At 64.7% G+C, this 25,425-nt stretch carries 17 protein-coding genes; 4 read left to right on the top strand and 13 right to left on the bottom strand.

Annotation, left to right across the window (positions count from 1 at the left end):
* Positions 1 to 11 precede the first annotated feature (11 nt).
* On the top strand, positions 12 to 1,592 hold the full coding sequence (locus tag ACFW0H_RS13155) for a GMC family oxidoreductase (RefSeq protein ID WP_422914348.1): 1,581 nt from the start codon (positions 12 to 14) through the stop codon (positions 1,590 to 1,592).
* Positions 1,593 to 2,043: 451 nt separating this feature from the next.
* Here ACFW0H_RS13155 and ACFW0H_RS13160 read toward each other — a convergent pair whose 3' ends face one another.
* From ACFW0H_RS13160 to ACFW0H_RS13205, 10 genes are all read right to left on the bottom strand, one after another.
* Complete coding sequence (locus tag ACFW0H_RS13160; RefSeq protein WP_422914349.1) at positions 2,044 to 3,468, bottom strand: coniferyl aldehyde dehydrogenase; 1,425 nt, start codon at positions 3,466 to 3,468, stop codon at positions 2,044 to 2,046.
* 31 nt (positions 3,469 to 3,499) lie between these two features.
* Positions 3,500 to 4,150 (bottom strand): hypothetical protein, encoded by a 651-nt coding sequence (locus tag ACFW0H_RS13165; protein WP_422914350.1) that lies wholly within the window; start codon positions 4,148 to 4,150, stop codon positions 3,500 to 3,502.
* Positions 4,151 to 4,186: 36 nt separating this feature from the next.
* Positions 4,187 to 4,840, bottom strand: a complete 654-nt coding sequence (locus ACFW0H_RS13170; RefSeq protein WP_422914351.1) for a c-type cytochrome — start codon at positions 4,838 to 4,840, stop codon at positions 4,187 to 4,189.
* A 9-nt stretch (positions 4,841 to 4,849) separates the two neighbouring features.
* Entirely contained in the window at positions 4,850 to 6,343 is a 1,494-nt protein-coding gene (locus tag ACFW0H_RS13175; RefSeq protein WP_422914352.1) for a flavin monoamine oxidase family protein, read from the bottom strand.
* 87 nt (positions 6,344 to 6,430) lie between these two features.
* Positions 6,431 to 7,147 (bottom strand): hypothetical protein, encoded by a 717-nt coding sequence (locus ACFW0H_RS13180; protein ID WP_422914353.1) that lies wholly within the window; start codon positions 7,145 to 7,147, stop codon positions 6,431 to 6,433.
* 74 nt (positions 7,148 to 7,221) lie between these two features.
* Positions 7,222 to 8,589 carry an NAD(P)/FAD-dependent oxidoreductase gene (locus ACFW0H_RS13185; RefSeq protein WP_422914354.1) on the bottom strand — a complete coding sequence of 456 codons (1,368 nt, stop codon included), beginning with the start codon at positions 8,587 to 8,589 and terminating at the stop codon, positions 7,222 to 7,224.
* Positions 8,590 to 8,943: 354 nt separating this feature from the next.
* The gene (locus ACFW0H_RS13190; RefSeq protein WP_422914355.1) at positions 8,944 to 9,909 is read right to left on the bottom strand and encodes a WD40/YVTN/BNR-like repeat-containing protein; all 966 of its coding nucleotides are present in this window, start codon (positions 9,907 to 9,909) and stop codon (positions 8,944 to 8,946) included.
* Between the two features lie 10 nt (positions 9,910 to 9,919).
* On the bottom strand, positions 9,920 to 12,334 hold the full coding sequence (locus ACFW0H_RS13195) for an efflux RND transporter permease subunit (protein ID WP_422914356.1): 2,415 nt from the start codon (positions 12,332 to 12,334) through the stop codon (positions 9,920 to 9,922).
* Between the two features lie 8 nt (positions 12,335 to 12,342).
* Complete coding sequence (locus ACFW0H_RS13200) at positions 12,343 to 13,989, bottom strand: DUF1302 domain-containing protein (RefSeq protein ID WP_422914357.1); 1,647 nt, start codon at positions 13,987 to 13,989, stop codon at positions 12,343 to 12,345.
* Positions 13,990 to 14,012: 23 nt separating this feature from the next.
* Positions 14,013 to 15,437, bottom strand: coding sequence for a DUF1329 domain-containing protein (locus ACFW0H_RS13205; RefSeq protein WP_422914358.1), 1,425 nt, complete (start codon positions 15,435 to 15,437; stop codon positions 14,013 to 14,015).
* Between the two features lie 463 nt (positions 15,438 to 15,900).
* On the opposite strand from ACFW0H_RS13205, the gene ACFW0H_RS13210 reads away from it, so the two are divergent.
* Both ACFW0H_RS13210 and ACFW0H_RS13215 read left to right on the top strand, forming a co-directional pair.
* Positions 15,901 to 16,500, top strand: a complete 600-nt coding sequence (locus tag ACFW0H_RS13210) for a TetR/AcrR family transcriptional regulator (RefSeq protein WP_422914359.1) — start codon at positions 15,901 to 15,903, stop codon at positions 16,498 to 16,500.
* Positions 16,501 to 16,699: 199 nt separating this feature from the next.
* The gene (locus ACFW0H_RS13215; RefSeq protein ID WP_422914360.1) at positions 16,700 to 18,880 is read left to right on the top strand and encodes a putative bifunctional diguanylate cyclase/phosphodiesterase; all 2,181 of its coding nucleotides are present in this window, start codon (positions 16,700 to 16,702) and stop codon (positions 18,878 to 18,880) included.
* Between the two features lie 96 nt (positions 18,881 to 18,976).
* Here ACFW0H_RS13215 and ACFW0H_RS13220 read toward each other — a convergent pair whose 3' ends face one another.
* The 3 genes from ACFW0H_RS13220 to ACFW0H_RS13230 are packed head-to-tail and all read right to left on the bottom strand — an operon-like array spanning position 18,977 to position 24,702.
* Positions 18,977 to 20,389, bottom strand: coding sequence for an efflux transporter outer membrane subunit (locus ACFW0H_RS13220; protein WP_422914361.1), 1,413 nt, complete (start codon positions 20,387 to 20,389; stop codon positions 18,977 to 18,979).
* Between the two features lie 5 nt (positions 20,390 to 20,394).
* Positions 20,395 to 23,526: a multidrug efflux RND transporter permease subunit gene (locus ACFW0H_RS13225; RefSeq protein ID WP_422914362.1), complete on the bottom strand. Its 3,132-nt coding sequence runs from the start codon at positions 23,524 to 23,526 to the stop codon at positions 20,395 to 20,397.
* A gap of 27 nt (positions 23,527 to 23,553) precedes the next feature.
* Positions 23,554 to 24,702 (bottom strand): MexC family multidrug efflux RND transporter periplasmic adaptor subunit, encoded by a 1,149-nt coding sequence (locus ACFW0H_RS13230; protein ID WP_422914363.1) that lies wholly within the window; start codon positions 24,700 to 24,702, stop codon positions 23,554 to 23,556.
* A gap of 167 nt (positions 24,703 to 24,869) precedes the next feature.
* Between ACFW0H_RS13230 and ACFW0H_RS13235 the strand changes: the two genes are divergently transcribed.
* Complete coding sequence (locus ACFW0H_RS13235; RefSeq protein WP_422914509.1) at positions 24,870 to 25,421, top strand: TetR/AcrR family transcriptional regulator; 552 nt, start codon at positions 24,870 to 24,872, stop codon at positions 25,419 to 25,421.
* The last annotated feature ends 4 nt before the right edge of the window (positions 25,422 to 25,425 follow it).

The following is a 25,425-nucleotide window of genomic DNA, read 5'->3' on the forward strand; positions in this document are numbered from 1 at the left end:
GACCCGCAAAGATGGAATTCGACTACATCATCGTTGGCGCCGGCTCTGCCGGCTGCGTCCTGGCCAACCGGCTGAGCGCCAATCCCGAAACCCGCGTCTGCCTGCTGGAAGCCGGCCCGGAGGACAGCTCGCCACTGATCCACATCCCGGTCGGCATGGCGGCGATCCTGCCGACGCGCCACGTCAACTGGGCTTTCCACACCGTCGCGCAACCGGGGCTGGGCGGGCGCATCGGCTACCAGCCGCGCGGCAAGGTGCTGGGCGGCAGCAGCTCGATCAACGGCATGATCTATATCCGTGGTCACCAGAGTGACTTCGATGATTGGCAGGCGCTGGGCAACGAAGGTTGGTCCTTCGCCGATGTACTGCCCTACTTCCGCAAGAGCGAGATGCACCACAGCGGCAATAGCGAATTCCATGGCGGAGATGGCGAGCTGTACGTCAGCCGCGCCCATCGCCACGCCGCTACCGAGGCTTTTGTCGAAGCCGCGATCAACGCTGGCCACCGCTTCAACCCCGACTTCAATGGCGTGCAACAGGAGGGGGTCGGTTACTACGATGTGACTATCCGCGACGGCCGCCGCTGGAGCACCGCCACGGCCTTCCTCAAACCGATCCGTGAGCGCAGCAACCTCACCGTGCTCACCGGCGCCCACGCCGAGCGCGTCCTGCTCAACGGCAAGCAGGCCGTCGGCGTGCAGGTCCTGGTCAAGGGCGTGCACATGCAACTGAAGGCGCGCAAGGAGGTCCTGCTGGCCGCTGGTGCCTTCGGCAGCCCGCACCTGCTGATGCTCTCCGGCATAGGTCCGGAGTCGGAACTCAAGCCCCAGGGCATTGCCGTGCAGCATGAACTGCCGGGCGTCGGCCAGAACCTGCAGGATCACCCGGACGTCGTGCTTTGCTACAAGAGCAGCGACACCTCGCTGCTGGGCTTTTCCGTCACTGGCAGTCCGAAAATGAGCAAGGCCCTGTTCGAGTACCTGCGCCGTCGGCGTGGCCCGCTGGCGAGCAACTGCGCCGAAGGTGGCGGCTTCCTCAGGACCGATGCGAACCTGGCGCGCCCGGATATCCAGTTGCACTCGGTGATCGGCACGGTCGACGACCACAACCGCAAGCTGCATTGGGGCCATGGGTTCAGCTGCCACGTCTGCGTGCTGCGGCCCAAGAGCATCGGCAGCGTCGGCCTGGCCTCCGCCGATCCGAGCGCGGCACCGCGTATCGACCCGAACTTCCTGAGCCACGACGATGATGTGCAAACCCTGCTCAAGGGCTATCGGATGGCCCGCGAGATCGTCAACCAGGCCCCCATGGCACGCTTCGGCCTCAAGGACTTCTACAGCGAGGACCTGCACAGCGACGAGCAGCTGATCGAGCTGCTGCGCCAGCGTACCGACTCCATCTACCACCCGGTCGGTACCTGCAAGATGGGCCAGGACGAAATGGCTGTTGTCGACAGTCAACTGCGCGTGCGGGGTATCGAAGGGCTACGGGTGATCGACGCCTCGATCATGCCGACCCTGGTCGGCGGCAACACCAACGCAGCGTCCATCATGATCGCCGAACGCGGCGCCGAGTGGGTTGCCTCGGCTTGAGGCGAGTGAGCATCCACGCTCCCGGAGCGTGGATGTTCCACATTGGCTCGCGACACATCCCACCGTAGGGTGGACATCGCTCTTCATGTCCACCATCGAGCCCGATCCCAGCTCCGCTGGTGCGCGCGGCGCACCCTACCGAAAACGCCCATCCTCCTTGCGCCCCCTCCATATCTCCGAAGGTCGTCACAGCCCGTTGTAGGAAGGCATCACGTCGGGGCACGCACGCCCCGCCGTAGTGACAAGGATGGGTCGGGCGGCGTTCCGCGAGCGGAGCGAAACCCATGCTGGCGTGCACGGGATTCGATGGGTTTCGTACCTCAACCCATCCTACGGTCAGAGGCACACCCAGGTAACGCCCATTCTCCTTGAGCACACGTCGCTCAGCCTCAAAAAAAAAGCGCCCCGAAGGGCGCCAAAAGCGGAATCGTGAGCGGATACAGACGGAGAATCAGCGCAGCAGCAGACGCAGCAGGCCCTGGGTCAACCGGCCGTAGGGCGGCTTGAGCAGGAAGCTGCCATTGAAGCGGGCCTGATAGAAGATCGGCCGCATCTTGCTGAAGGTCTGGAAGCCCTCTTCGGCGTGGTAATGCCCCAGCCCCGAGTTGCCTACCCCACCGAACGGCAGGTTTTCCTGCAGCACGTGCAGCATCACGCTGTTGACCGATACACCGCCGGAAAGCGTCTGCCTCAGCACCTGCTGGACACGCCCCGAATCCTCATCGAAGAGGTACAGCGCCAACGGCCGCTCATGGGCGTTGATGTAGTCCACGGTCTCTTCCAGCTGGCGATAGCTGAGCACCGGCAGCAAGGGGCCGAAGATCTCTTCCTGCATGATCTGCATGTCGTCGCGCACGTTGAACACCAGGTGCGGGGCCAGCTTGCCGGCGCGGCGCGCTTCCTCCGCATCAGCCAGCGCCACCACCCGCGCGCCCTTCTCGCGGGCATCGGCCAGCAGGGCCTCGACGCGCGTCAGTTGGCGGGCGTTGATCATGCAGCTGTAGTCGGGGTTGGCCCCCAGCGGCTTCGGGTAGTAGCGGGCGACGGCAGCCTTGGCGTGCTCGATGAAACCGGCCTCACTGCCTTCGGGCAGGAACAGGTAGTCCGGCGCCACGCAGGTCTGCCCGGAGTTCAGGCACTTGCCCCAGAGAATGGTCTCGGCGGCGCGCTGCAAGGAATACCCCGGCGCCACCAGGGTCGGCGACTTGCCGCCCAGCTCCAGGGTCACCGGCGTAAGGTTCTCGCTGCAGTTGCGCATGATCTGCCGGCCAACTTCCGGAGACCCGGTGAAGATCAGATGATCGAACGGCAGGCGGGAGAACTGGTCGTTGATGCCGGGCCACGGCTGAATCACCGCCACCAGGTCCTGGCTGAAACGCTGGCCGAGCAGGCGCGCCAACAGCGCCCCATAACGGCTGGAGTCGCTGGCGATCTTGATCATGGCGCGGTTGCCGGCGGCCAGCGCCCCGCAAAGCGGCCCCAGGGTCAGGTACAGCGGATAGTTCCAGGGCGCGGCGATACCGATCACCCCGAGCGGCTGCGCGAGGAGCGCGGCACGTCCGGGCTGGAACCAGATCCCGACGCCGCGCCGTTGCGGCTTCATCCATCGCTTCAGGCACTTGAGCGCATGGTTGATTTCGCTGACCAGGCCAAAGATGTCCAGCAGCTTGCTCTCATGCACGGAGCGGTGACCGAAGTCGGCGGCAATGGCCGCGGCGATCTCATCGGCGTTGTCCAGCACCAGTGCCTTGAGGGCCTGCAGGTTGGCGCGGCGATCCTGATACGACGGATAACGTTCACGGGCGAAGGCCGCACGCTGACGGGTGAAGAGCTGGCGCATCTGTTCGACGGCCGGCCCGACTTGTTCGATCGACATGGGAATATCTCCGGGGGCTCGGGCCAGGGCGTCAGCGCGCGCGAACGACTTGCGCCTTCGCGCGTTCGAAGGCGAGGTAGGAGTAGTACATCTGCATCATCATGAAGGCCCAGGTTGACAGCGCGAGCGTCAGGAACACCATTTTCGTATCGTCACCGGGAATCGGGAAAAAGTCGTAGATGCAGGCGACGGCCAGCCCGAGCACCGCGGCCACGGTCAGACCCAGCGCGTGCAGCTTCTCGCCCATGCTCGCCAGTTTGCAGATGAAATAGGCGAGGTATACCGAGTAGGCCGTCCACATGATCACGTAGAAGTAAGGCAGCGGCTTGACCATGAAGTCGGCCTTGATCAGAACGAAGGTTCCCGCAAAGGTGACCGCGAAGATGGCAGCGTCCTTGAACACCGATGGCTTGAAGTCATGGGTGACGGCCATCAGGCCGAGGACCGCGACGATGGGAATACCGAAGCCCCGGGAAAACGCATCGCAAAAGAAGGAGATGCTGTAGGAAACCTTCGACTCCGTCAGGAGATAGATCAGGAAGTTGGTTGCGGAGAACCCCACGATCAGGCACTCGAGGCCCAGTAAGAAGTTGCGTCTGCGGAGAAATTTGACCCCGAAAGTCGCTCCCGAGATCACCAGCAGGACGCACGTCAGCAACGCAAGAATATCTCTGAGTTCCATGGCAATAGTCTCAATCAGGTCGTGAAATCCGCTACGTCACTTCGCCGACGGGGCGAGTGCAGCGAGGTAGTGGGAGAGCGCCTTGCGATCGTCCGGAGACAGGCTCCCGGTAACCGCTTTCATCGCACCGGTGGGGTCGACTCGCCGGCCCTCGGCAAAGGCATCCAGCTGCGCCCGGAGGTAGTCAGCCCCCTGCCCGGCCAGGCGCGGGAACTGCGCTTGCCCCATCAGTGCCGCGCCATGACAGGCCGTGCATCCCCCGGCTGCCACCAGCTTCTCGCCTTTCGCCCGCAAGCCGGGATCGGGCTGGAACCCGTGGTTCTCGCTGGCCGGCTGCCGGGCAAAGTAGTCCGCCAGACGTTTGATCTCGTCTTCGCTCAGGCTCTTTGCCAACGGTCCCATGTTCGGGTAGGTCCGCTGCCCATGGGCGAAGCTGTGGAGCTGCGCCGTCAGGTAGGCCGCTGGCTGCCCCGCCAGGCTCGGATAACGCTGGTGCTGCGAGCTGCCCTTGGCGCCGTGGCAGCCCGTGCAGGCATCGGCCACCTGCGGCCAGGGTCCTTCGGCCTCATAGGCCTTGGTGGTGGTTTCGATATGGTCCTGCAGGTAGTAGAGGCCGACGAGGTCGCGCCCGAACAGGGCCGCCAGAATGGCGAGCAGAACGCCTGTGCCCAGCAGTAGTTTCTTCTTCATTGCCGCCCCCTATGCCCGACGCAAGGAACTGAGCGCATGCAGGGCGCTCTGGTGACCCGAGCGCACGGCGCCGTCCATATAGCCCGCCCAGATCTCGGCGGTCTCCGTACCCGACCAGAAGAGGTTGCCGCAGGGCGGTCGCAGGGACTCGCCATGGGTGGTCCAGAAACCCGGCGGAATCGCGGAGACGCAGGTGATGCTCCAGGGATCGGCCTGCCCCCAGTCGTGGTCGTAATAGGCAATGGGGCTCAATGCCTCCTCGCCCAGGGATCGCGCGTAGATTTCCGTCAGGACACGCTGCGCGGCCTGGTGGTCGGAGGGCACCTGGGCGTTGACGATGAAGGCGTTGATGACGCCGATTTCCCCACCCGGCGGCGAGTTGTCCCAAGCCCAGAGCACGGGCCCCTTGACCTGGATGGTGTGTCCGTTCAAGCCGTGCTCGCGCCAGAACGGCCGCTTGTAGACCATCGCGGTCTTGCGGGCCGGACTGTGGGCCGGCCAGGCGCGCTGCAGGGCCGCGCGGCCCTCGGGCAGCGGCGGATCGAAACGGACCTGGTTGCACAGGGCCGGGTGGATGGCCACGATCACGCGGCGAGCGCGGATTTCACCCTCGTCTGTGTGCAGCGTGACGACTTTGCGGTCCCAGCCGGAAATCTCGCGGACCGGGCACGACAGGCGCACCTTGTCGCCGAGCTGCGCTGCCATCTTGGTGCACAGGATCTGCGAACCACCGACCAGGCGGGTGCCCTGGGCACTGTCCTTGATCGAGTCGAGCTTCATGTAGTCGCAGCTCGCCGAATTGACCATCGACAGGAAATGCAGAAACCCCATCTTGGCCGGCGGCACGCCGCAGGTGAGCGTGAAGCTGGTATCCCAGCCCGAACGGTCCTCGGGCTTGATGTTCTGCTGCGCCAGCCAGTCGCCTGCCGAGAGCTTGTCCAGTTCGGCGGCCCTCGGGGATTTCCAGGGCGCGCCGGAGGGCACGTCGCGGGACAGCTCGCTGAGCTTGGCGGCGACAGTCTCATCGGTGCCGAAGGTGCCCTTCAGGTCGATCGCCAGGCGCCCTCTCTCGCCACCCAGGATCACGGTCTTGCCCTCGCAGTAGGTCGGGAAGGTCCCCACCTCCAGCTCGCGGGCGAGATCCGCCACGGCCGTCTGGCCGGGCCCGATCCACTGGCCGCCCACTTCGGAGATGTAGCCCGAACCCAGGTCGTGATTGAGCACCCTGCCCCCGACCCGGTCCCGCGCCTCCAGCACCACGAAGGATTCGCAGCCCGCCTGTTGCAAGTCGCGAGCCGCGGTCAGCCCGGCGATCCCCGCGCCAATGATGGCGAGGTCGAGGATGCCATCCTCCTGACCACGAGCGGTTTCCGGGCTTTCGCTGGCGCTCGCCAGTCCCACGCGCAGGCCGAGGCCGCCCACGGCCGCCGAGGCGCCGGCAAGCTTCAGCAGTAGCCGCCGATTCAGTTCGAACGTTGAAGTTGAGGTGGGCTTGTCAGCCATACAGGGAGCCTCACGCAATTGTTGTTTGTATTCGTCACTCACCGGTGGACGGCAGTGCGGCATCGGGAAAACAGCAAGCGGGCTGGCTCAGGCGCCGAGCGGGCTGAGGGCCAACCTGCGCCGCAATTGCACGCCGAACATGACCATCCACAGGGGGAAGATCAGCACGACGACAACCAGCAGGGCGGCAGTGAACGCCTCCAGCTCCTGGAACAACCCAGCGATGAAGTAGAGCCCGAAGCACCAGCCGACGAGCTTCAGCGGCAACAGGATCGACGCCCCCCAGCCCGCGTTCTTCAGGTGGCCACCAACCACCAGGCCCCAGAACAGGACAACGGGGCCTTCGCACCACCACAGGCCGCGCTGACTGCCGACCGCGATGGTCGTCCAGGCGGTCTCGGCGGCGGCCTTCGCGGCCTCCCCGCCTACCGCGTGGAGTGCCGCGAGCGGATTCAGCACGGACAATTGCAGCCCCGCACCGACCACCCCCAGCACGACATAGGTGGTGATGGCCAGCGCGGCCATATCACCCAGGGCGCCCGCTTCTTTGCGAAAGCGGCTCCAGAGGTAGCCACCGATCGCCAGCAACGGCAGGTAGAAGCCCAGGACGTCGGCGAACATCGACAGTCGAAAGTATTCCCTCGCCTCGGCAGGCAAGGTCAGCATCGACGCCCCTTGCAGCGTCACCGCCATGTCGCCGTGGGTCACCATGAGCATGAAGCCCACGTTCAGGTAGGCGAAGATGCCGCCGAGGATCGCGGCCCAGGCCGTTACGCGTACGGCCTCGTTCGAGCAGGTATTCATAGGATCTCCAGGGATTGGAAACAGAGGGTCGAAGCCGAGGCCATGGCCACGGCGGTGACCATCGGCGTTAGCGGTCAGTCAATGGCGGCGCTACGCACCTTGCGGTTCACATAACGGTCCAAACCGTTCGCCCCCATCAGCGCAGCCTTGATGGCGCACCACTGCAGCGGCTCGGGGAGCGTGGAAGGCGTCTTGTGGCGCAACGCCGCCAGCAGCGGGTGTTCGATGCCGCCGATCCGCTCGGCCAACAGGTGGCCGACGAGGGACTGAGTGCCGACCCCGTGCCCCGAGCAGCCGGCGGTATAGAGGATGTTCTGCTGGGCCCCGGTTGCCCCCACCACCGGCAAGGCGTCGTAGGCCAGGCTGATGTAGCCGCTCCAGCACGCGCGGATGGCAATGCCCCGCAAGGTTGGGAAACGGTCGTTCAGGGCCTGCACCAATGCGCCATAGGCCGCCGTGTCCGGCTGGTTCGGCGTGCGCGAGCCATAGGCATAGCCAAGCTGCTTGGTCGTGACCAGGAGCGTGTCGCGCGCCGTCAGGCGGTGGCTTTCCATGGTCCAGTGCGGCGTCACGATGCCCTCTCGGCTCGACCAGCCGAGGGAGGCCAGTTGCGCCCTGGACAGCGGTTCGGTTTCGATCGCGGAGACCCGCAACGGCGCCACCTTGTCCCGCAGCAGGCCGAGCTGCGGCGTATAGGCATTGGTGGCGAGCACCATGAACGGCGCGCTGGCCGTGCCCCGCGCGGTCTTGCAGGTGATGGTCGGGCCTTCGCTGTAGGACTGCAGGGCGGTCTGCTCGTACAGCCTCACACCGGCCTGGAGTGCCGCGCGCCGCAACCCCATCACGTACTTGCCGGGGTCCAGCGTGCCGCCATGCTGCAGGCAGCCAAACAGGAAGGCCGGCGGAATGCCCCGCGCCCGCAACTCTGCGGAATCCAGGAAGCGCGTGATGGAGCCCAGCTTCGCGCCCAGCTCCATGTCGTGCCGCAGCTTCTTCTCCTGGGAGGGATGCACCGCCGCACGGATGATCCCGCTCGGATTGTAGTCACAGTCGATGGCGAGTTCGCGGAGCCTTCTTTCGACATAGGCAACGCCCTGGTCGTAGAAGGAGACGATCTTCTTCGCCTGCTCGAGACCTATGCGCTTGAGGAAGAACTCGAACTCGACGCCCATGCTGCCGGCGAGATAGCCCGCATTGCGGCCACTGGCACCAAAGCCGGCGAACTCCTGTTCGAGGACGATGACTTCCGCCCCCAAGGATCTGAGTTCCAGTGCGGTGGACAGACCGGCGAAGCCGGCACCGATCACGATCACGTCGGCGCTGACATCACCCTCCAGCTCCGGCTGCAGATCGTCCGGACGCTCCACCCACCCACCGAGGAGGCGAAACCGAGCCGCTCCAGGGGTGCCCTTGATTGTTTCGCTGAGATTAGTCGCAGACATGGACGTCTCTCCTCTCAACCCGGAATCCGGCCGGTGGCGGTTGTGCCACGCAACTGGGCCATCAACTCGCCGCACTGGGCGGTCCCCGCACAGCCGCCACTGGAGCGGTCGCGTCTCTTGGAGCCATTCATGGACAACCTCCTGGGATTCTTTTGTTGTTTTGTCGAACTCTACTGCCGCACTCTATTTTACGCAACATCTGTTATGTAATTAATCCGCACGTTCTGAATACGGCCTGGTCCGCTGATTCACGGAGAAAAAAGAAGGGGTCGGTTGACCCCTTAAAAAGTCGCAGCAACAACGCTGTGCCAGCGGGCGGAGCGACGCCGATCCGTCAGTCCTCCCGCCGAGGCGTCATGGCGCCAGCAGCGGGACCACGCCCCGCCGGGAAAACAGCAGCGGAGCATCCTGGTCAACGAACAGCGCAGCCGTAAGCGAAACACCTTCGGCGGTGCGCTGCTCCTCGAACGTGCGGCCGCCGTCCCGGCTGCTCACCATCAGGCCATCCAGTCCGACCGCGACCACCTGCTGGCCCGACACGGCGATCGACGTGATCGAGCTCTTGCTCTCAAGGGCGACACGCTGCCACGTCGTGCCGTCTGCCGAGCCGTGCAGCAGGGTGCCGCGTTGGCCGCCCACCAGCAGGCTGCCGTCGGCCAGCACCGCCCCGCTCCACAGCGTGCCCTCGTAGCCGGTGGCCAGGTAACGCCAGGTCTTGCCACGATCATCGGAGCGCAGCAGCTGGCCCCGCTCGGCGGTCGCATAAACGCTGCCGTGACCATCGGCAAACAGGCCCATCAGATTGAGGTCGGCCCGGCTGTACCCTGGCGGGGCCTGCAAGGTCCGCTCATTCCAGGTCTTGCCACCGTCCTCGGTGGTCAGCACCAGGGACCAGAGCCCCACCGCGACGCCACGCCGCGCATCGAAGAAATGCACGGCGAACAGCGGCCGGTCTTCCTCGCTGGACAGGCGTTGGATGTCCCAGGTTTCGCCGCCATCGCCCGTGGCCAGGATCGCGCCCCACTGGCCGACCGCCCAGCCATGGCTGGCGTCGGCGAAGCTCACCCCGGTGAGTGGTGTGGACAGCGGCATGGAGCGCGCCTGGCGGAAGCTCCGCCCCTGGTCGTCCGACAGCAGGACCATGCCGTGGTCACCGACGGCCACCACCCGGTCCATCGCCCGGCTGGCGTCCAGCAGCATGGCCTGGGCGGCGTTGCTCGCGGAGGGCGCCGCTACCGGCTGCAACGCGGCGGCCTGTACGGAAGCCAGGGGCATCAGGGCGGCCAGCGCGGCGCCCAGGAGTGTGTTCAGGTATCCCATGCTTCTCTCCTCAGTGCGCCAGCGCGCCGATCATGCGCACCGGGCGCTTGCGCGGGAACGCGCGCTCCAGCCACACGGCGAAGGCCGGCAGCACCGTCATGGCCATGACCATGTTGACCATGAACATGAAGGCCAGCAGCTTGCCCATGTCGGCCTGGAACTTGAGGTCGGAGAAGGCCCAGGTGGCCACGCCGACTGCCAGGGTGATGGCGGTGAAGATGGTCGCCACGCCCACTTCCAGCAGCGAATGCTCCACCGCCTTGACGATGGGCTGGCCGTGGGCCTGGTGCAGCTGGATGCGGTTGTAGATGTAGAAGGCGTAATCGACGCCAATCCCCACGGCCAGGACCATCACCGGCAAGGTCGCGATGGTCAGGCCGATCTGCAGCTCCTTCATGAACCAGTAGCCGATGAAGGTACCGATGGTCAGCGGCAGGCAGCACACCAGTACCGCCCGCAGGTCGCGATAGACGACGAACACCAGCAGCGCGATGGCGGCATAGACGTAGAGCAGCATCGGTGTTTCGCTCTTCTCCACTTCCTCGTTGATGGCCGCGATAACCCCGGCGTTGCCCGAGGCCAGCCGCACGGCGATACCCGGCATGGGGTACTCGCTGCGGAACGCCTTGGCGGCCTCGATCACCCGGTTGATGGTGGTGGCCTTGTGGTCCGCCAGGTACAGGTGCACGGCGGTCATGCTGCAATCGCCGCGCATCAGCCCCGGGATGCGCGCCACTTCGGCCGCCAGCGAGGAGTAGTTCATCGGATCGATGGGCACCGCGCTCATCTTCGGGTTGCCCTCGTTGTAGCCCTCGTTGAACTGGCGCATCGCGGTGGAGAAAGAAGCGACCGACAGCACGCCGGGCACACTCTCCATCGCCCAGACGAAGCGATCCTGGTACTGCCCCAGGGCGATGTCCTCACAGGCCGCTGCAGCCCCCTCGCCCGCCGCCTCTGGCCGGACGTCGAAGACCACGCTGAGCCAGTCCAGGCCGATGTCGTAGTTGCCGGCGATGGCCACCGCATCACGATTGAAGCGCGAATCCTCGCGCAACTCCGGCGCCCCTGCCTGCAGCGTGCCGACGACCCGGTCATGGCTTTGCCAGACCGCCGCGGCGAACACCAGCCCGGCCGCAATCAGTACCAAGCGGGCATTGCGCCACTCGGCAAGACAGGCCAGGCCGTGCAGCCAGCGGGTGCGGCGCTCACGGGACTTCTCCTCGGCGGCGGCGTAGCGGCCGTCGACCTTCAGCATCGAGGCCACCAGCGGCAGCATCACCAGGTTGGTGATGATCTTGTAGGCCACGCCGAGGGACGCAGTGATGGCCAGTTCGCGCACCATGGGAATGGGGATCAGCACCAGGGTCACGAAGGAAACGAAGGCCGTCACCAACGCCAGGGTGCCGGGAATCAGCAGGCCGATGAAACTTGAGCGTGCCGCCGCCTCGACGCTCTTGCCGATGGCGATTTCGCGGACGATGAAGTTGATCTGCTGCACGCCGTGGGATACGCCGATGGCGAACACCAGGAAGGGCACCAGCACGGCGAGGGGATCGAGGCCGTAACCCAGCAGGCGCAAACTGCCGAACTGCCAGACCAGCGAACTCAGTGAACAACCCAGGGCCAGCAGGGTGAAGCGCAGCGAGTGGCAGTACCAGTAGACCGCCGCCGCCGTCAGCAGCAAGGCCAGCAGGCAGAACTCCAGCACCGCCGAGGCGCCATCGGCGATATCGCCGATCTGCTTGGCGAAACCGATGATCTGGATTTCGAACCCGGCGTCCTCGAACTGCTGGCGAATCTGCTTTTCCAGCACCCTGTTGTAGGCCACGTAGTCCAGGCGCTCGCCCTTGGCGTCGTACTCGTTGAGCTCGGCGGTGATCATCGCGCTGCTCTGGTCGCGGGACACCAGGGTACCGATGAAACCGCCCTGGGCGGTGGAGTCGGCGATGCGCGCGATGATGCCGTCATCCAGGCGTTCGGGCGTCACCGTGCCCGGCACCAGCGGATCGGCGCGGAAGCCTTCCTCGGTGATCTCGTTGACGAAGGCGTTGGGCGTCCACAGGGAACGCACGCTGCTGCGCGAGATGCTGGGCAGGAAGATGACCGCCTGCGTGACGTCGTACAGACGCTTGAGCCCCGCCTCGGTCCAGATGTTGCCCTGGCGGGCCTTGACCACGATGGTCAGGCGATTCGCCCCGAGGAGGTCGTTGCGGTACTGCTCGAAGGTTTCCACATACTCGTGGCCGATGGGCAACTGCTTCTCGAAGCCGGCATCCATGTGCAGTTGGACGGCGAACCAGGCCATGGCCAGGGTGAAGAGCGCAAGGACCGCCAGCACCAGCCGGCGATGCCCGAACAACAGTTCCTCGATGCGTGGCAGGACGCCACGCACCGGGGTTTCCGACAGCTTTACAGAACTGTTCACGACAGGCCTCACAGAGTGCGCGAAATCACGACGCCAACGTAGTCACGGTCACGCAGCAGCTGGTCGTAGGGCGTGTCGCCGCCCATGAACTTCGCGTAGTTGAAGTTGACCTGCCAACTCGCGGGGTTACGCACGAAGTTGAGGTACAGGTTCATGCTGCTGGCGTCCTCGGTGAAGGTGGCGGACAGGTTCGGCGTCCTTCCGCCCAGGGAGCGCGAATAGAAGATTCCCGGCGTGACCTGCCAGCCCGGAAGCAGCGTGCCGTCGTAGGTGAGGCTGAAATCGAGATTGATGCCCGAGGAGGTCTTGTCGCCGTGGGCGGTCGGCGGGGTGGCCGGGTCCAACTGCCAGGTGTTCCCGCCCGCCGCGATCGGCTCACCGTTGAATTCGTCATGCAGGCCCGGGTAATGGATCACCACCAGCTCACTCAGCAAGGTACCCGTGCTGGCGCCGGTGAAGTCGAGCAGATCAGGCGAATTGGACGGCGTCAGGCTGTAGAGGCCGGTCAGGTGCCACTGGAATTTCTTCTCGTCCTTCCAGCATTTGCCACCGTTGTTCGCACAGAGATCGATCACGGGGTTGAGGGGGACCGCATCTTCAGGCCGGTAGGACAGCTCGGTGCCGACGGCCCAGTCGCCGATCGGCATGTTGGCGCTGACGCCGTAGAGCATGCGGTCTTCCGGATAGACCCACTCCTGCGCCAGGGCGAAGGTGTTGGGATCGAGCAGTTGCAGGGTCAGCGACGGCAGCTTGTCGTGATAACGCATCACGTAGAGGCCGTAGTTGATGTCGCTGTCCTCCGGTTGCCAGCGCAGCGAGACACCCCACTGGCCGCTGTCGCGGGCGTCCTTGTCGTTGAACCCGTAGGCCTCCATGCCCTCGCCCAGCGCGTGGGTGAACGACCAGTAGCTGCCCACCGGCGGCAGCTCGCTCTTGTTCCAGCCCCACTGGTAGTAAGCTTCGACGTTCAGGCCGGAACCCAGGCCCGACGCCACGCTGAGCATCGGCGCCGGCAGCACGGCTTCCTTGAGCTGGACGCCGGGGCGCGAGAGGGCCTGGATGTCGTAGGCATTGGTGTTATTGATGCCGCCCAGCACGAACAGGCTCTCGCCCCAGTTGATGACCTGGTTGCCGAGCCGTGCGCGGACCCGCTGGTCGCCGACATCGAAGCCCTTGCTCACCCACAGGTCGAGCAGGCGCGCCTTGAATTCGAGGTCGTCGTGGGCATCATCGGTCAGCCCGTCGCTGCCAACGCCCGGTGGCGTGTTGAACGACAGCGTGCCGGTGGTCTCGGTCGCGGCGAAGTCGCGAATCCAGTTGCCACGGGCCATGAAGGTGAAGTCCTCGGGCAGCTTCAGCAACAGCTCGTGAGTGCCCTTGATGTAATTGGTGAAAAGGTCTCCCCTGTCGTAGTTCAAGTCGCCCTGGTCACCAATGCCTGAGGTTTGCGCCAGACAGCCACTGGGCACGTTGTGCCCGGTGGCGCCGGCGTTGATCAGGTTGCAGGCACGCGACTCGGTGCGCAGTCCCATGCCCACGGCGATGGTGGAGTCGAACGAACCGCGGATGTTTTCGGTTTCGAAGGTGAACCCCATCGCCAGGGGGGTCACGCACGCAATAGCAAGGCCTGAAGCTTTTGTGATTGTTGTTTTCATGTTGGCTCTCGAGTAGCGGAGGTTCAGCGTTCGCTGATGGCACGCAGGTTGTCGGAGGTGTAGAAGTCACGCTTCAGGCGGGGATTGCCGGCATTCTCGGTGAGCCAACGGTGATCGTTCTTGCCCACACCGACGGAGGTCATGTCGTAGAGGTAGCGACCGTCCACCAGGTTGTACTGTGCCTGGGCCTCCATATCGCAGGTGCCGGTCTCGTACACGGGGATGGTGTAGCCCTCGCGGACCTTCCAGATCTGACCCTGCTTGTCGTAGTCCACCGCCATCAGGCCGTTCCAGCTGTCCTCATCGATGTAGAACAGGCGCTTCGGTGCCTGGTGACGCATGCCCTGGCGAACGTTGGCCTCGACGACCCAGACACGGTGCAACTCGTAACGGCGATATTCCGGTGCCATGGAATCCGGCTTGGCCACGTCCTCGATCTTGGCGGAAGCGTCGTAGGCGCCGAAGGCGTTGTAGGGAACCAGCAGCTCCTGCTTGCCCACCAGTTTCCAGTCGAAGCGGTCCATGGGCCCGAAGAACACGTTCGATTCGTCGATGGTGTACTGGTTGTCGAGGCCGATCTGCGGGGCATCGTAGGAGTAGGACGGCATCCGCCGCACGCGACGCTGGCCGGGGAAGTAGTAGAAGGTGGTCGCCTGTTCGCCGGCCTTGGTGGTGATGACGCCGGACTGACCAGCCAGGGCGGCGGGCTCCTGGTAGGCGAAGTAGGTCGAGCTTTCCAGGCGATCGAAGGAAGAGAACAGCGCGCTGCCCTTCTCGCCCCAGGGCGTGTAAATAAACCAGTCGGTGGAAGTCCGCAGCCAGTCCCCGCCGCCCTTGCGCGGCGAAAGCCCGGATACCGTCTTGGACATGTCGAAGCCCACACCGCGGTAGCGCATCTTCATGTTCCACATCACCTCGGCGCCGGTAGTCGGCATGGGGAACGGCACCCCGGGAACATGGGCCTCCTGCAGGGCCAGGCCATCGCCATCGAGGCTGGCGAAGCCGACGTTCTTCTTGGTGTTCTCGGCCACGAAGTCCGGCGCAGCACAGCTACGACGGGTCGGATAGACATCCATGCGATAGCCCGGGATCTTCTTGAACAGTTCCAGCTGGCCGGGGGACAGCTTGCTCGCGTACTGCGCGACGTTGTTCGCATCGATGCTGTACAGCGGCTTGTCGTCCTTGAACTTCCAGTGCTGGCCACGCACCTGGCCGTAGCTCCAGCCGTTGTCCTGCGGACCGGGCGGTGCCCAGGCCGGGATCGTCCCATCGGCGCTGGCAGCGACCTCCCCTCCCAACGGCGTCAGTGTGGTGCCCAGCCGGGAAGCGTCTCTCTCCGCAGCCTGAGCCGAACAGATTGCAGCCGATACCGCCAGCGCCACCATCAGTTGCCTGACTCCACCAGCGGCGGAATTGCCGATATCCGAGCGCTCAATCACGTCTTTCATTGGAAGGTCCTCATGGGGCTTTGACCGGCCACCCGGGCTTCCTGGAAGGGAGCATCGGGCTGTGCCAGACTTCTGATCATTCGACTTGGTCATTTGACCAAGTCATTCGATCAACAGCAAACCATATGCCAACCCTTAAATATTACTTTTTATCCTTTACTATCAATCACTTAGTATTTTCATAACAATTGATACGTGATACCTGAACACCCACCGACGCACCATTCTGCTCCTACCATCCGCACCAATATGGGAATTTACGAAACGATTGTTACTTTATTTCTTCCAACTGTGGGAACACCGGTGCTAATGGGGTCCTGGGCGGATGGTCCCGCCGTGAAAAGGCGCCATTTGCGGATACATATCGCACCATGACGCCCCGACGGGGCATCGGGTAGCATCCGCCGGCGCTGAACCCCAGCCAGGACAAAAAGCGGCATAGCGACAGGAACGGAGAGTTTTTATGGCCAGAGTGGGCGCTGATCTGCGCAGACAGGATTTCGTGAAGGCGACGGTCAAGGTGATTGCCGAACATGGCGTGGCCAATGCCACCACACGGCGCATCGCCGCCGCCGCAGATTGTCCCCTCGCCTCGCTTCACTACGTGTTTCGCACCAAGGACGAGCTCTTCTACGCCGTCTACGAATCGCTCTTCACCTTGCCCCAGCAGTCCCTCGACCAGGTACCGGCAGGCCTCACCCCGTCAGAGACGGCGGCCGAAATGCTGCGTCAAGTGGTCAACTGGTTCTCAACCAATCCGGACCTGGCCCGGGCGCAATCCGAGCTCTTCTTCTGGACCATTCGCAACCAGCCGGAGATGGCGACCAAGATCTATTCGGTAGGCGTCGAGGCAACTGAACAGGCCCTTGGGCGCACCATCGGTAACCGCCTCGACCCGGCGGCGCTCAAGGCCACCAGCCGCACGCTCATCCTGCTGTTCGACGGCCTGCTGGTGGCCTGGACCGCCCACGGCGACCTCGAGCGCCTGAAGGCGGAAACCGAGACAGCCTGCCAAGCGCTGGCCTTGCTGGTAAGCAGCCACTCCCCCGCGCCCGGGTCATAGACAGGCGCCGGGCGCGCCCCTGCTTTACGTCGCCGCGCCGGAGAGCGCGCTGCGCGCACCGATTCCGGGATCGGCTCCGGCACTACTACACTGATTGCTGGACCCAACCTACCTTCCCTCCACGGGCAAGGTGTCCTTCGGCAGTACGTCAGGCGATCTCGCTTCGAACCCGCGCCAGCCCGGAGGGAGGAGTCGCGAAATGACCGTTCGTCAGCCACGCGCAATCCATGATCCCTTGCCCGATCCGGAACTCGACGGCTACCTCAGGCTGGCAGCGATCGCCTGCCAGGCACCAATCGCCCTGCTCGGCTTCGTCGATGCCGAGCGGGAATGGTTCGTGGCCCGGTACGGACTGGAATGTGGCGAGATACCACGGCCTCTGTCGCTGAGTGCCGCCGTGGCGGAAGCCGGGCAACTGCTCCATGTGCCCGATGCCCGTGCCAGTGAGCGGTTGCGCCACTGTCGCCTGGTGGAAGGTACGCCCCGCGTCAGGTGTTTCGCGGGCATCCCGATCGAGGTGCCGGAGCAGAGCATGGTCGGCGTCCTCTCGGTCGCTGATACCCAAACCCGACACCTCGATGCTTCAGGGATGGAGGCCCTGCGGCTTCTGGCTGACCAGATCACGACCCTGCTCCGCCAGCGCAACCGCGTGCGCGGTCTGCTGGATGCTGCCGCCAGCCGGGAGTCCAGTGCCCTCGAGGATCTGCGGGAAAGCCAGCGCACCCTGCAGACGCTGGTGAGTAATCTGCCGGGGGTGGCCTACCGCTGCCGCAACGATCCTTCCTGGCAACCCGAATTCGTCAGCGAGGGCTGTCTTCAGCTCACCGGATATGCCGCCTCCGATCTCATCAACGGCAGGGTGAAGATCCTGGACATCGTTTACCCGGAAGACCTTCCCGATCTCCAGCGCAAGCTCTCCAGGGCCTTACGGACCGGGACGCCGTTCCAGTCTACCTACCGTATCCGCACCGCAACGGGCGAGATCCGCTGGGTCTGGGACAAGGCCTGCGCCGTCTACTCTGCCGAAGGGCAGATCATTGCGCTGGAAGGCTTCTTCACCGACATCACCGAGCGCAAGCAGGCCGAGGAGTGCATCCGGCGCATGGCCTATTTCGATGAACTGACCGGCCTGCCCAATCGGCTTTCCATGAGGAGCGCCCTGAGTACGGCCATTGCCACGTCGGGAGACGCCCACACGCCCTTCGCCCTGCTGCACGTCGAAGTCGACAACGTCCGGGAAATCAATGAAACCCTGGGTTACCACGAAGGGGACCGGCTATTGCAGGAAGTCGCGATAAAGCTGCGGGATACGGTGGACACCGGCAAGACGGTCGCCCGCATTGCCGATTCGTCGTTCTCGGTCCTGCTTCCAGACATGGATGCCAGTCATGCCGTGCACACCGCTCGCAAGGTCATGCAGGCACTGAGTACACCCTTCGAACTGGACACGCTGCTGGTATCGGCTGACTGCAGCACCGGAATCACCCTGTTCCCTGGACATGGCAGCGACCCCGATGCGTTGTTGCGCCGGGCGAATGTGGCCCGTTATGGCGCCAGTCGCAGTGCAGAAAAACTGGCGGTCTACGCGGGCTCGCTCGATAGCGACAACGCCCAGCGGCTGATCCTGATGACCGACCTGCGCCGAGCCATCGACAGGGACGAGTTGCTCCTGCTGTTCCAACCCAAGCTGCGGGTGCACTCCAGACGCGTGAGCGGTGTGGAAGCGCTGATACGCTGGAAGCATCCTGAACGAGGCCTGATGAGCCCGGGCCAGTTCATTGGTTTCGCCGAGAGCACAGGCCTGATCACGCGGCTGACCTATTGGGTACTGGCGGCAGCCGTTCGCGAAAGCCATGCGTGGCATGGTTCGGGCCAGGCTGTACCGATCGCCATCAATCTGTCGCCCCATGACATTCGGGACCCGCAGCTGTTCGAGCAGATCTCGAGCGCCCTGGAGACCTGGGGTGGCTCCCCGGACTGGATTCAGTTCGAGCTGACCGAAAGCTGCATCATGGAAGACCTGTCGGCCGCCCAGCGTGTGCTCAAGCAACTGCGTGAAGCAGGCTTCAAACTGTTCATCGACGACTTTGGAACCGGCTACTCATCCCTCTCCTACCTCAGGAAACTCCCGGTCGACTACATCAAGATCGACCAGTCGTTCGTGACGGATCTCGACAGCGACAGGGAGTCGGCGGCCATCGTCGAATCCATCATCAAGCTTGCCCACAGCCTGGGCATCGAAGTGGTCGCTGAAGGGGTCGAGTCGATTGCGACGATGGAAATGCTGTCTGACTGGGGGTGCGAGGAAGCCCAGGGCTATTGCATCAGCAAGCCGATCTCCGGACGCGACTTCCAGGCATGGAGCAAGGCCTATGCGTGAGAAACAGCCGACTTCATCCGCGCGCTGACGGCAAAAAGAAGGGGCCGGTCGTCGGCCGACGACGGGGCCCCTTTAAAGGTCGCAAACCCGCTAGCGTTACAGCGCCGCCGTCCCGGTCCAGCCGCCGCCGAGGGCGCGGAACAGGTCGACGAGGGCGACCTGTCGCTCGGTGCTGATCTCGATCAGCGCCAGCTCGTTGATGAAGCTGCTGCGCTGGGCATCCAGGTAACGCAAGTGGCTGTCCACCCCGCCCTCGTAACGGGCCCTGGCCAGCTTCAGCGTCTCCCTGCTGGTGCCCGCCAGCGAGCGCCGGGCGGCTTCCTCGCGACGGAGCGTGTCGGTGGCCGCCAGGGCATCCGCCACCTCGCGGAAGGCGGTCTGGATGCTGCCTTCGTAAACAGCCACGGCAGAGTCCTTGCGCACCTCTGCCAGGTCCAGCCCGGCCCGGTTGCGGCCGGCATCGAACAGCGGCAGCGTCAGATTGGGCACGAAGTTCCAGGCGCGCGAACCGCCTTCGAACAACCCGGACATTTCCGCGCTGGAAGTACCGAAGCTGCCGGTCAAGGTAATGCGCGGGAAGAATGCCGCGCGCGCCGCGCCAATATCGGCATTGCGCGCCTTCAGGCGATGCTCGGCGGCGAGAATGTCGGGGCGTCGTGCTATCAGTTTCGAGGCGGTGCCGGGGGCGATGTCCTGCAACACCCGCAGCCGCTCCGGCGACACCGCCGGAATCGTCGCAGCGGCATCCGGTGTGCCCAGCAGCAGCACCAGGGCGTTGAACCCCTGCTGCTTCTGCCGCTGGTTGCGCTCCAGCTCGGCGCGAGACTGTTCCACCAGCCCCAGGGCTTCCTGGTAGTCCAGCGCGGTAGCGGCACCGGCGTTGCGGCGCTGCTCAATCAGTACGAAGGACTCCTCGCGGCTGGCCAAGGTGCGATGGGTCAGCTCCAGGCGCTGCTGCGCACCGCTATAGATCAGGTAGGCCTGACTGACTTCGGCCACCAGCGCGATCCGCGCGCTGCGTCCGGCCTCCTCGGTTGCCAGGTACTGTTCCAGCGCCGAATCGGTGAGGCTCTTCACCCGGCCGAACAGGTCCAGTTCGTACTCGGGCAACGCCAGTCCAACCTGGTAGTTGCTGCTGACCTCCGCCGCACCATTGGTGGACAGGTCCGCCGGCAGGTGCTGGCGATTGCCCGAGGCGCCAGCGGCGAGGCCGGGTACCCGGTCGGCGCGCTGGATGCGGTACTGCGCGCGGGCCTGCTCGATGTCCAGCAGCGTCTGGCGCAGGGAGCGGTTGTTGTCCAGGGCGATCCCCACCAGACGGCGCAGCTCGGCGTCAACGATGAAGCCGTGCCAGTCGAGGCCGCCGACCTCGGCGCCGGACTGGTCGCTGGCGGTGCTCCAGTCCTGGGCCACGGGCGCCTCGGGGCGCTCGTAGGTCGGCGCCAGGGAACAGCCGCCGAGGGACAGGGCGAACACCAGCGCCGAAACGGTAAAAGCGGATTTGCGCACGATGATCACTCCAGAACCTGGGCCGGTTGTTCGACCTGAGCGGGTTTGCGCCGCAATAGCGACAGCACCCAGACAAAGCAGATGGGCACGAAGATCACCCCCAGCAGGGTGGCGCCGAGCATGCCGCCGATCACGCCGGTGCCGATGGCGCGCTGGCTGGCGGCGCCGGCACCGGTGGCCAGCACCAGCGGCACCACGCCGAGGATGAAGGCCAGCGAGGTCATCACGATGGGGCGGAAGCGCAGGCGCGCGGCCTCGATGGCGGCCTCGTGCAGGCTGCGCCCCTGCTCCCAGAGCTCCTTGGCGAACTCGACGATGAGGATCGCGTTCTTCGCCGCCAGACCGATGATGGTGATCAGGCCGACCTTGAAATACACGTCATTCGGCAGTCCGGCGACCATCACCGCCAGCACTGCGCCCAACGCACCGATGGGCACGATCAGCATCACCGTGAGCGGAATCGACCAGCTCTCGTAGAGCGCCACCAGCACCAGGAACACCACCAGAATGGCGAGCGCGAAGAGCTGCGATGCCTGGCCGCTGGCGACCTTTTCCTGGTACGACAGACCGGTCCACTCGTAGCTGATGCCGGCGGGCAGCTGGGCGGCCAGACGCTCCATTTCGGCCATGGCCTCGCCTGTGCTCACGCCGTACATGGCATCGCCGGAGATACGGATCGAGGGGTAGCCGTTGTAACGCACGATCTGCACCGGCCCCTCTTCCCAATGGGTGCTGACGAAGGCACTCAGCGGCACCATCTCGCCGCCGGCGTTGGGTACGTAGAGCTTGAGAACGCTTTCCGGCGTCATCCGCGCGCCCTGCTCCGCCTGTACCACCACGCGTTGCTGGCGGCCGCCATTGGTGAAGTCGTTGATCACCGCCGAACCGAACGCGGTGGACAGCGCGCTGTTGATCGACTCGAAGCTCACCCCCAGGGTGCGCGCCTTATCGCGATCGATCTCCAGCCGCAGCTGCGGGGCTTCCGCCAGACCCTCCATCATCGCGTAGAGGATCTTCGGGTTGCCGTTGGCCTGGCCAAGCAATTGGTCACGGGCGGCCAGCAGGGCCTCGCGACCCAGACCGCCACGGTCCTGCAGGCGCAGGGAGAAGCCGCCGGAGTTACCCAGGCCGTCGATGGGCGGCGGCGTCACCGCCATGACGGTGCCGTCGCCGGGCACGGCGAAGTGCTGGTTCACCGCCAGGGCCTCCGCCTCGGCGGATTGATCCGCGCCGCGAAGGGACCAGTCCTTGAAGGTGGGGAAAGCCAGAGCGGCGTTCTCGCCCATACCGGAGAAGCTGAAACCCATCACCAGGAACGAATTCTCGACCGCCTCGCGGGACCGCAGGAAGCGCTCAAGCTCCTGGGCGGTGGCGTCGGTACGGGCGCGGGTGGCTCCCGGCGGCAGCTGCATGTCGACGATGTTGTAGCCCTGGTCTTCCACCGGTACGAAGGACTCCGGCAGGCGCAGGTAGAAGAAGCCCAGCAATGCGATGATGCCGACGTACACCAGCATGAAGCGTCCGGCACGCTGTACCAGGCCGTTGTTCAGCACGGTGTAGCGTTCGGTCAGGCGGTCGAAGCCACAGTTGAAAGCACCGAAGAACCCGCGCTTCTCGTGGTGCCCATGGGAAATCGGCTTGAGCAGCGTGGCGCACAGCGCCGGGGTGAAGGTCAGCGCGAGGAAGCCGGAGAACAGGATGGACACCGCCAGTGATAGCGAGAACTGCTGGTAGATGACGCCCACGGAGCCGGCCATGAAGGCCAGCGGCAGGAATACCGCCGAGAGCACCAGGGTGATGCCGATGATGGCGCCGGAGACCTGGCCCATGGCCTTGACCGTGGCGGCCGCCGGGGACAGCCCCTCCTCCGCCATGATCCGCTCGACGTTCTCGACGACCACGATGGCGTCGTCTACCAGGATGCCGATGGCCAGCACCATGCCGAACATGGTCATCATGTTCACCGAGAAGCCCAGCAGGTACATGATCGCCAGCGTGCCCAGCAGGCACACCGGCACGACGATGGACGGAATCAGCGTGTAGCGGACGTTCTGCAGGAACAGGAACATCACCAGGAACACCAGCACCATGGCTTCGAGCAGCGTATGGATCACCTTCTCGATGGCCACGTCGACGAAACGCGAAGTGTCGTAGGGAACGGAGTATTCCACGCCGCTGGGGAAGCTCACCGACAGCTCGGCCAGGCGCTGCTTGACCGCTTCGGCGGTCTGGATGGCGTTGGCGCCAGGGGACAGCTGGATGGCGGCTGCCACCGCCGGCTTGCCGTTCAGGCGGGAGGAGAAGTTGTAGCTTTCGCTGCCGATTTCGAGCCGCGCGACGTCGGCGAGTTTCACCGTGGAGCCATCGGCGTTGGCGCGCAGGACGATGCGGCCGAACTCTTCCGGGCTGTCCAGGGTGCCTTTCACCGCCAGGGTCGCGGTCAGCTCCTGCTGGATATTGCCGGGCGAGCTGCCGAAGCTGCCGGCCGGCACCTGCACGTTCTGCCCGGCAATGGCGTTGCTCACGTCATCGATGGACAGGCCGTAGCCCACCAGCTTCTGTGGGTCGATCCACACGCGCATGGCGGCTTCGGACGAGAAGAACTGCAGCTTGCCGACGCCGGGCACCCGGCGCAGCTCGTTGTTGATGTTGCGCGCGGCAAAGTCGCCCAGCGCGGTAGTGTCGGCGTGCTCGCTCCCCTCCTTGTAGCTCAAGGCGTAGATCAGCAGGAAGCCGGCACTGGTCTGCTCCACCTGGATGCCCTGGGCCAGCACGGGCTGCGGCATGCGCGCCTCGGCCTTCTTCAGGCGGTTCTGCACGTCCACCTGGGCCAGTTGCGGGTCGGTGCCCGGCTGGAACGTGACCACGATTTCGGCGATGCCGTTGGAGTTGTTGGTGGACTCGAAATACAGCAGGTCCTTGGCGCCATTGAGCGACTCCTCGATCACGCTGGTCACGGAATCCACCAGCACCTTGGCCGAAGCGCCCGGATAGGTTGCCGATATGGTGATCTGCGGCGGCGCCACATTGGGGTACTGGGCCACCGGCAACAGCGGGATGACCAGCAGGCCGGCCAGGGAGATGAACAGCGCCACCACCCAGGCGAAGTTAGGGCGCGTGATGAAGAACTTGGACATTGAACGATCCTCGCGGCGTACCCGCTGTTACTGACGTGCCGCCTGTTGCTCTTGCGCCTGATGCGCGACCACCTGGGTGCCTGGCTGCAGGCCGGCCATACCGCTGACGATGACCTGATCGCCCGCCTTCAGCCCTTCACGGATCTGCCAACGGGAATCCTGCATCACGCCGGTCTTCACCCCGCGCGCCTCGGCACGGCCATCCGAGCCGATCACCAGCACATGGGCGGCGCCATCGGGGCCACGCTGCACCGCACGCTGGGGCACCAGGATTGCCTGCTGGTCGAGCCCCTGGGGTGCACGCACGCGCACGTACATACCCGGCAGCAGGAGGCCGTCCGGGTTGGCGAACTTGCCACGCAGGGCAACCTGGCCGGTGCCCGGGTCCACCGTCACATCGGTGAACATCAGGGAACCCTTGGTCTCGTATTGAGTACCTTCGACGCGAATCGATAGCGGACTGCCGTCGCCGGCGGAGAGATTGCCGTCCTTCAGCGCTTCACGCAGGCGCAATACATCCGCCGCCGACTGGGTGAAGTCGACATAGACCGGGTCCAGTTGCTGGATACGCACCAGCAGGGTGGCATCGCCCTGCCCCACCAGCGCGCCCTCGGTCACCAGCGCGCGGCCGATGCGACCGGAAATCGGTGCACGGACCGAGGCATAACCCAGGTTCAGGCGCGCGGTTTCCAGGTCAGCCTGGGCCGTACGGGTTACCGCCTGGGCAGTGCGCAAATCAGCAACGGCACTGTCGTAGACCTGCTGGCTTACCGCCTCGACCTTCACCAGTCGTTCGTACCGCTTCACTCGCGCCTGAGCCTCGGTCAGCACGGCCTGGGCGCGGGCCAGTTCGCCTTCGGCGCGGGAGACCGCGGCCTTGAGCGGCGCCGGATCGATCTGGAACAGCAGGTCGCCAGCTTTCACGTCGGCGCCCTCCTCGAAGCGTTTCTCCAGCACGATGCCCGCCACCCGGGCGCGAACCTCGGCGACCCGCACCGGTTCGACCCGGCCCGGCAATTCCGACGTCAGCATCAGCGGTTCGACAACCGCCGCCACCACGGAAACCGGGCGCGGCATCTCGACGGCAGCCTCTGGTGCATCCGTCGGGCCACAGCCGGCCAATGCCATCGACGCCACCAGGGCACCCACTATTCCCATCACTCGTAAATCGCCCATGACTCACCCACGGATTGCTATAAACGGCGCATATGATCCCCACAAAAACCTAATGAGTCAATCTTGTCTCAATTGACTCATACGTGATTGAATTCGCCATCTCCTTTTGAAGCGAGAAGGTTTTCTGCACAATGCGCGCTTTCCAGAAATCGATCCGAGACCCGCTGATGTCGCTGACCGCCCATGACGAACGACTCCTCAAAGCCCTGGCCGTGGCCATCGTCGAGCGCCCACGGGCGACACTGAAGGAGCTGGCGGAATCGGCAGGCGTGAGCAAGGCGACGCTGCACCGCTTCTGCGGCACCCGCGACAACCTGGTGGAGATGCTGGAGAAACATGGCGAGACGGTGCTCAACCAGATCATCGTCGCCGCTGACCTGGAACAGGCCGAGCCACTCGATGCGCTACGTCGCCTGATCGGCGAACACCTGAAACACCGCGAGGTGCTGGTCTTTCTGATGTTCCAGTACAGCCCAGACTTCCTGACCCCGGAGGGAGGCGGCGCGCGCTGGCAGACCTATATGCATGCCCTGGACGCCTTCTTCCTGCGCGGCCAGCAACAAGGCGTGTTTCGCATCGACATCGCCGCCGCGGTCTTCACCGAACTCTTCACCATGATGATCTACGGCATGGTCGACGCTGAGCGTCGGGGGCGAGTGGCCAGTTCCAACTCCTCCAATGTGCTGGAGCAGATGTTCCTGCACGGCGCCGCCGTTTGAGCAC

This window comes from Metapseudomonas cellulosilytica (assembly GCF_049334135.1).
GTDB lineage: Bacteria > Pseudomonadota > Gammaproteobacteria > Pseudomonadales > Pseudomonadaceae > Metapseudomonas.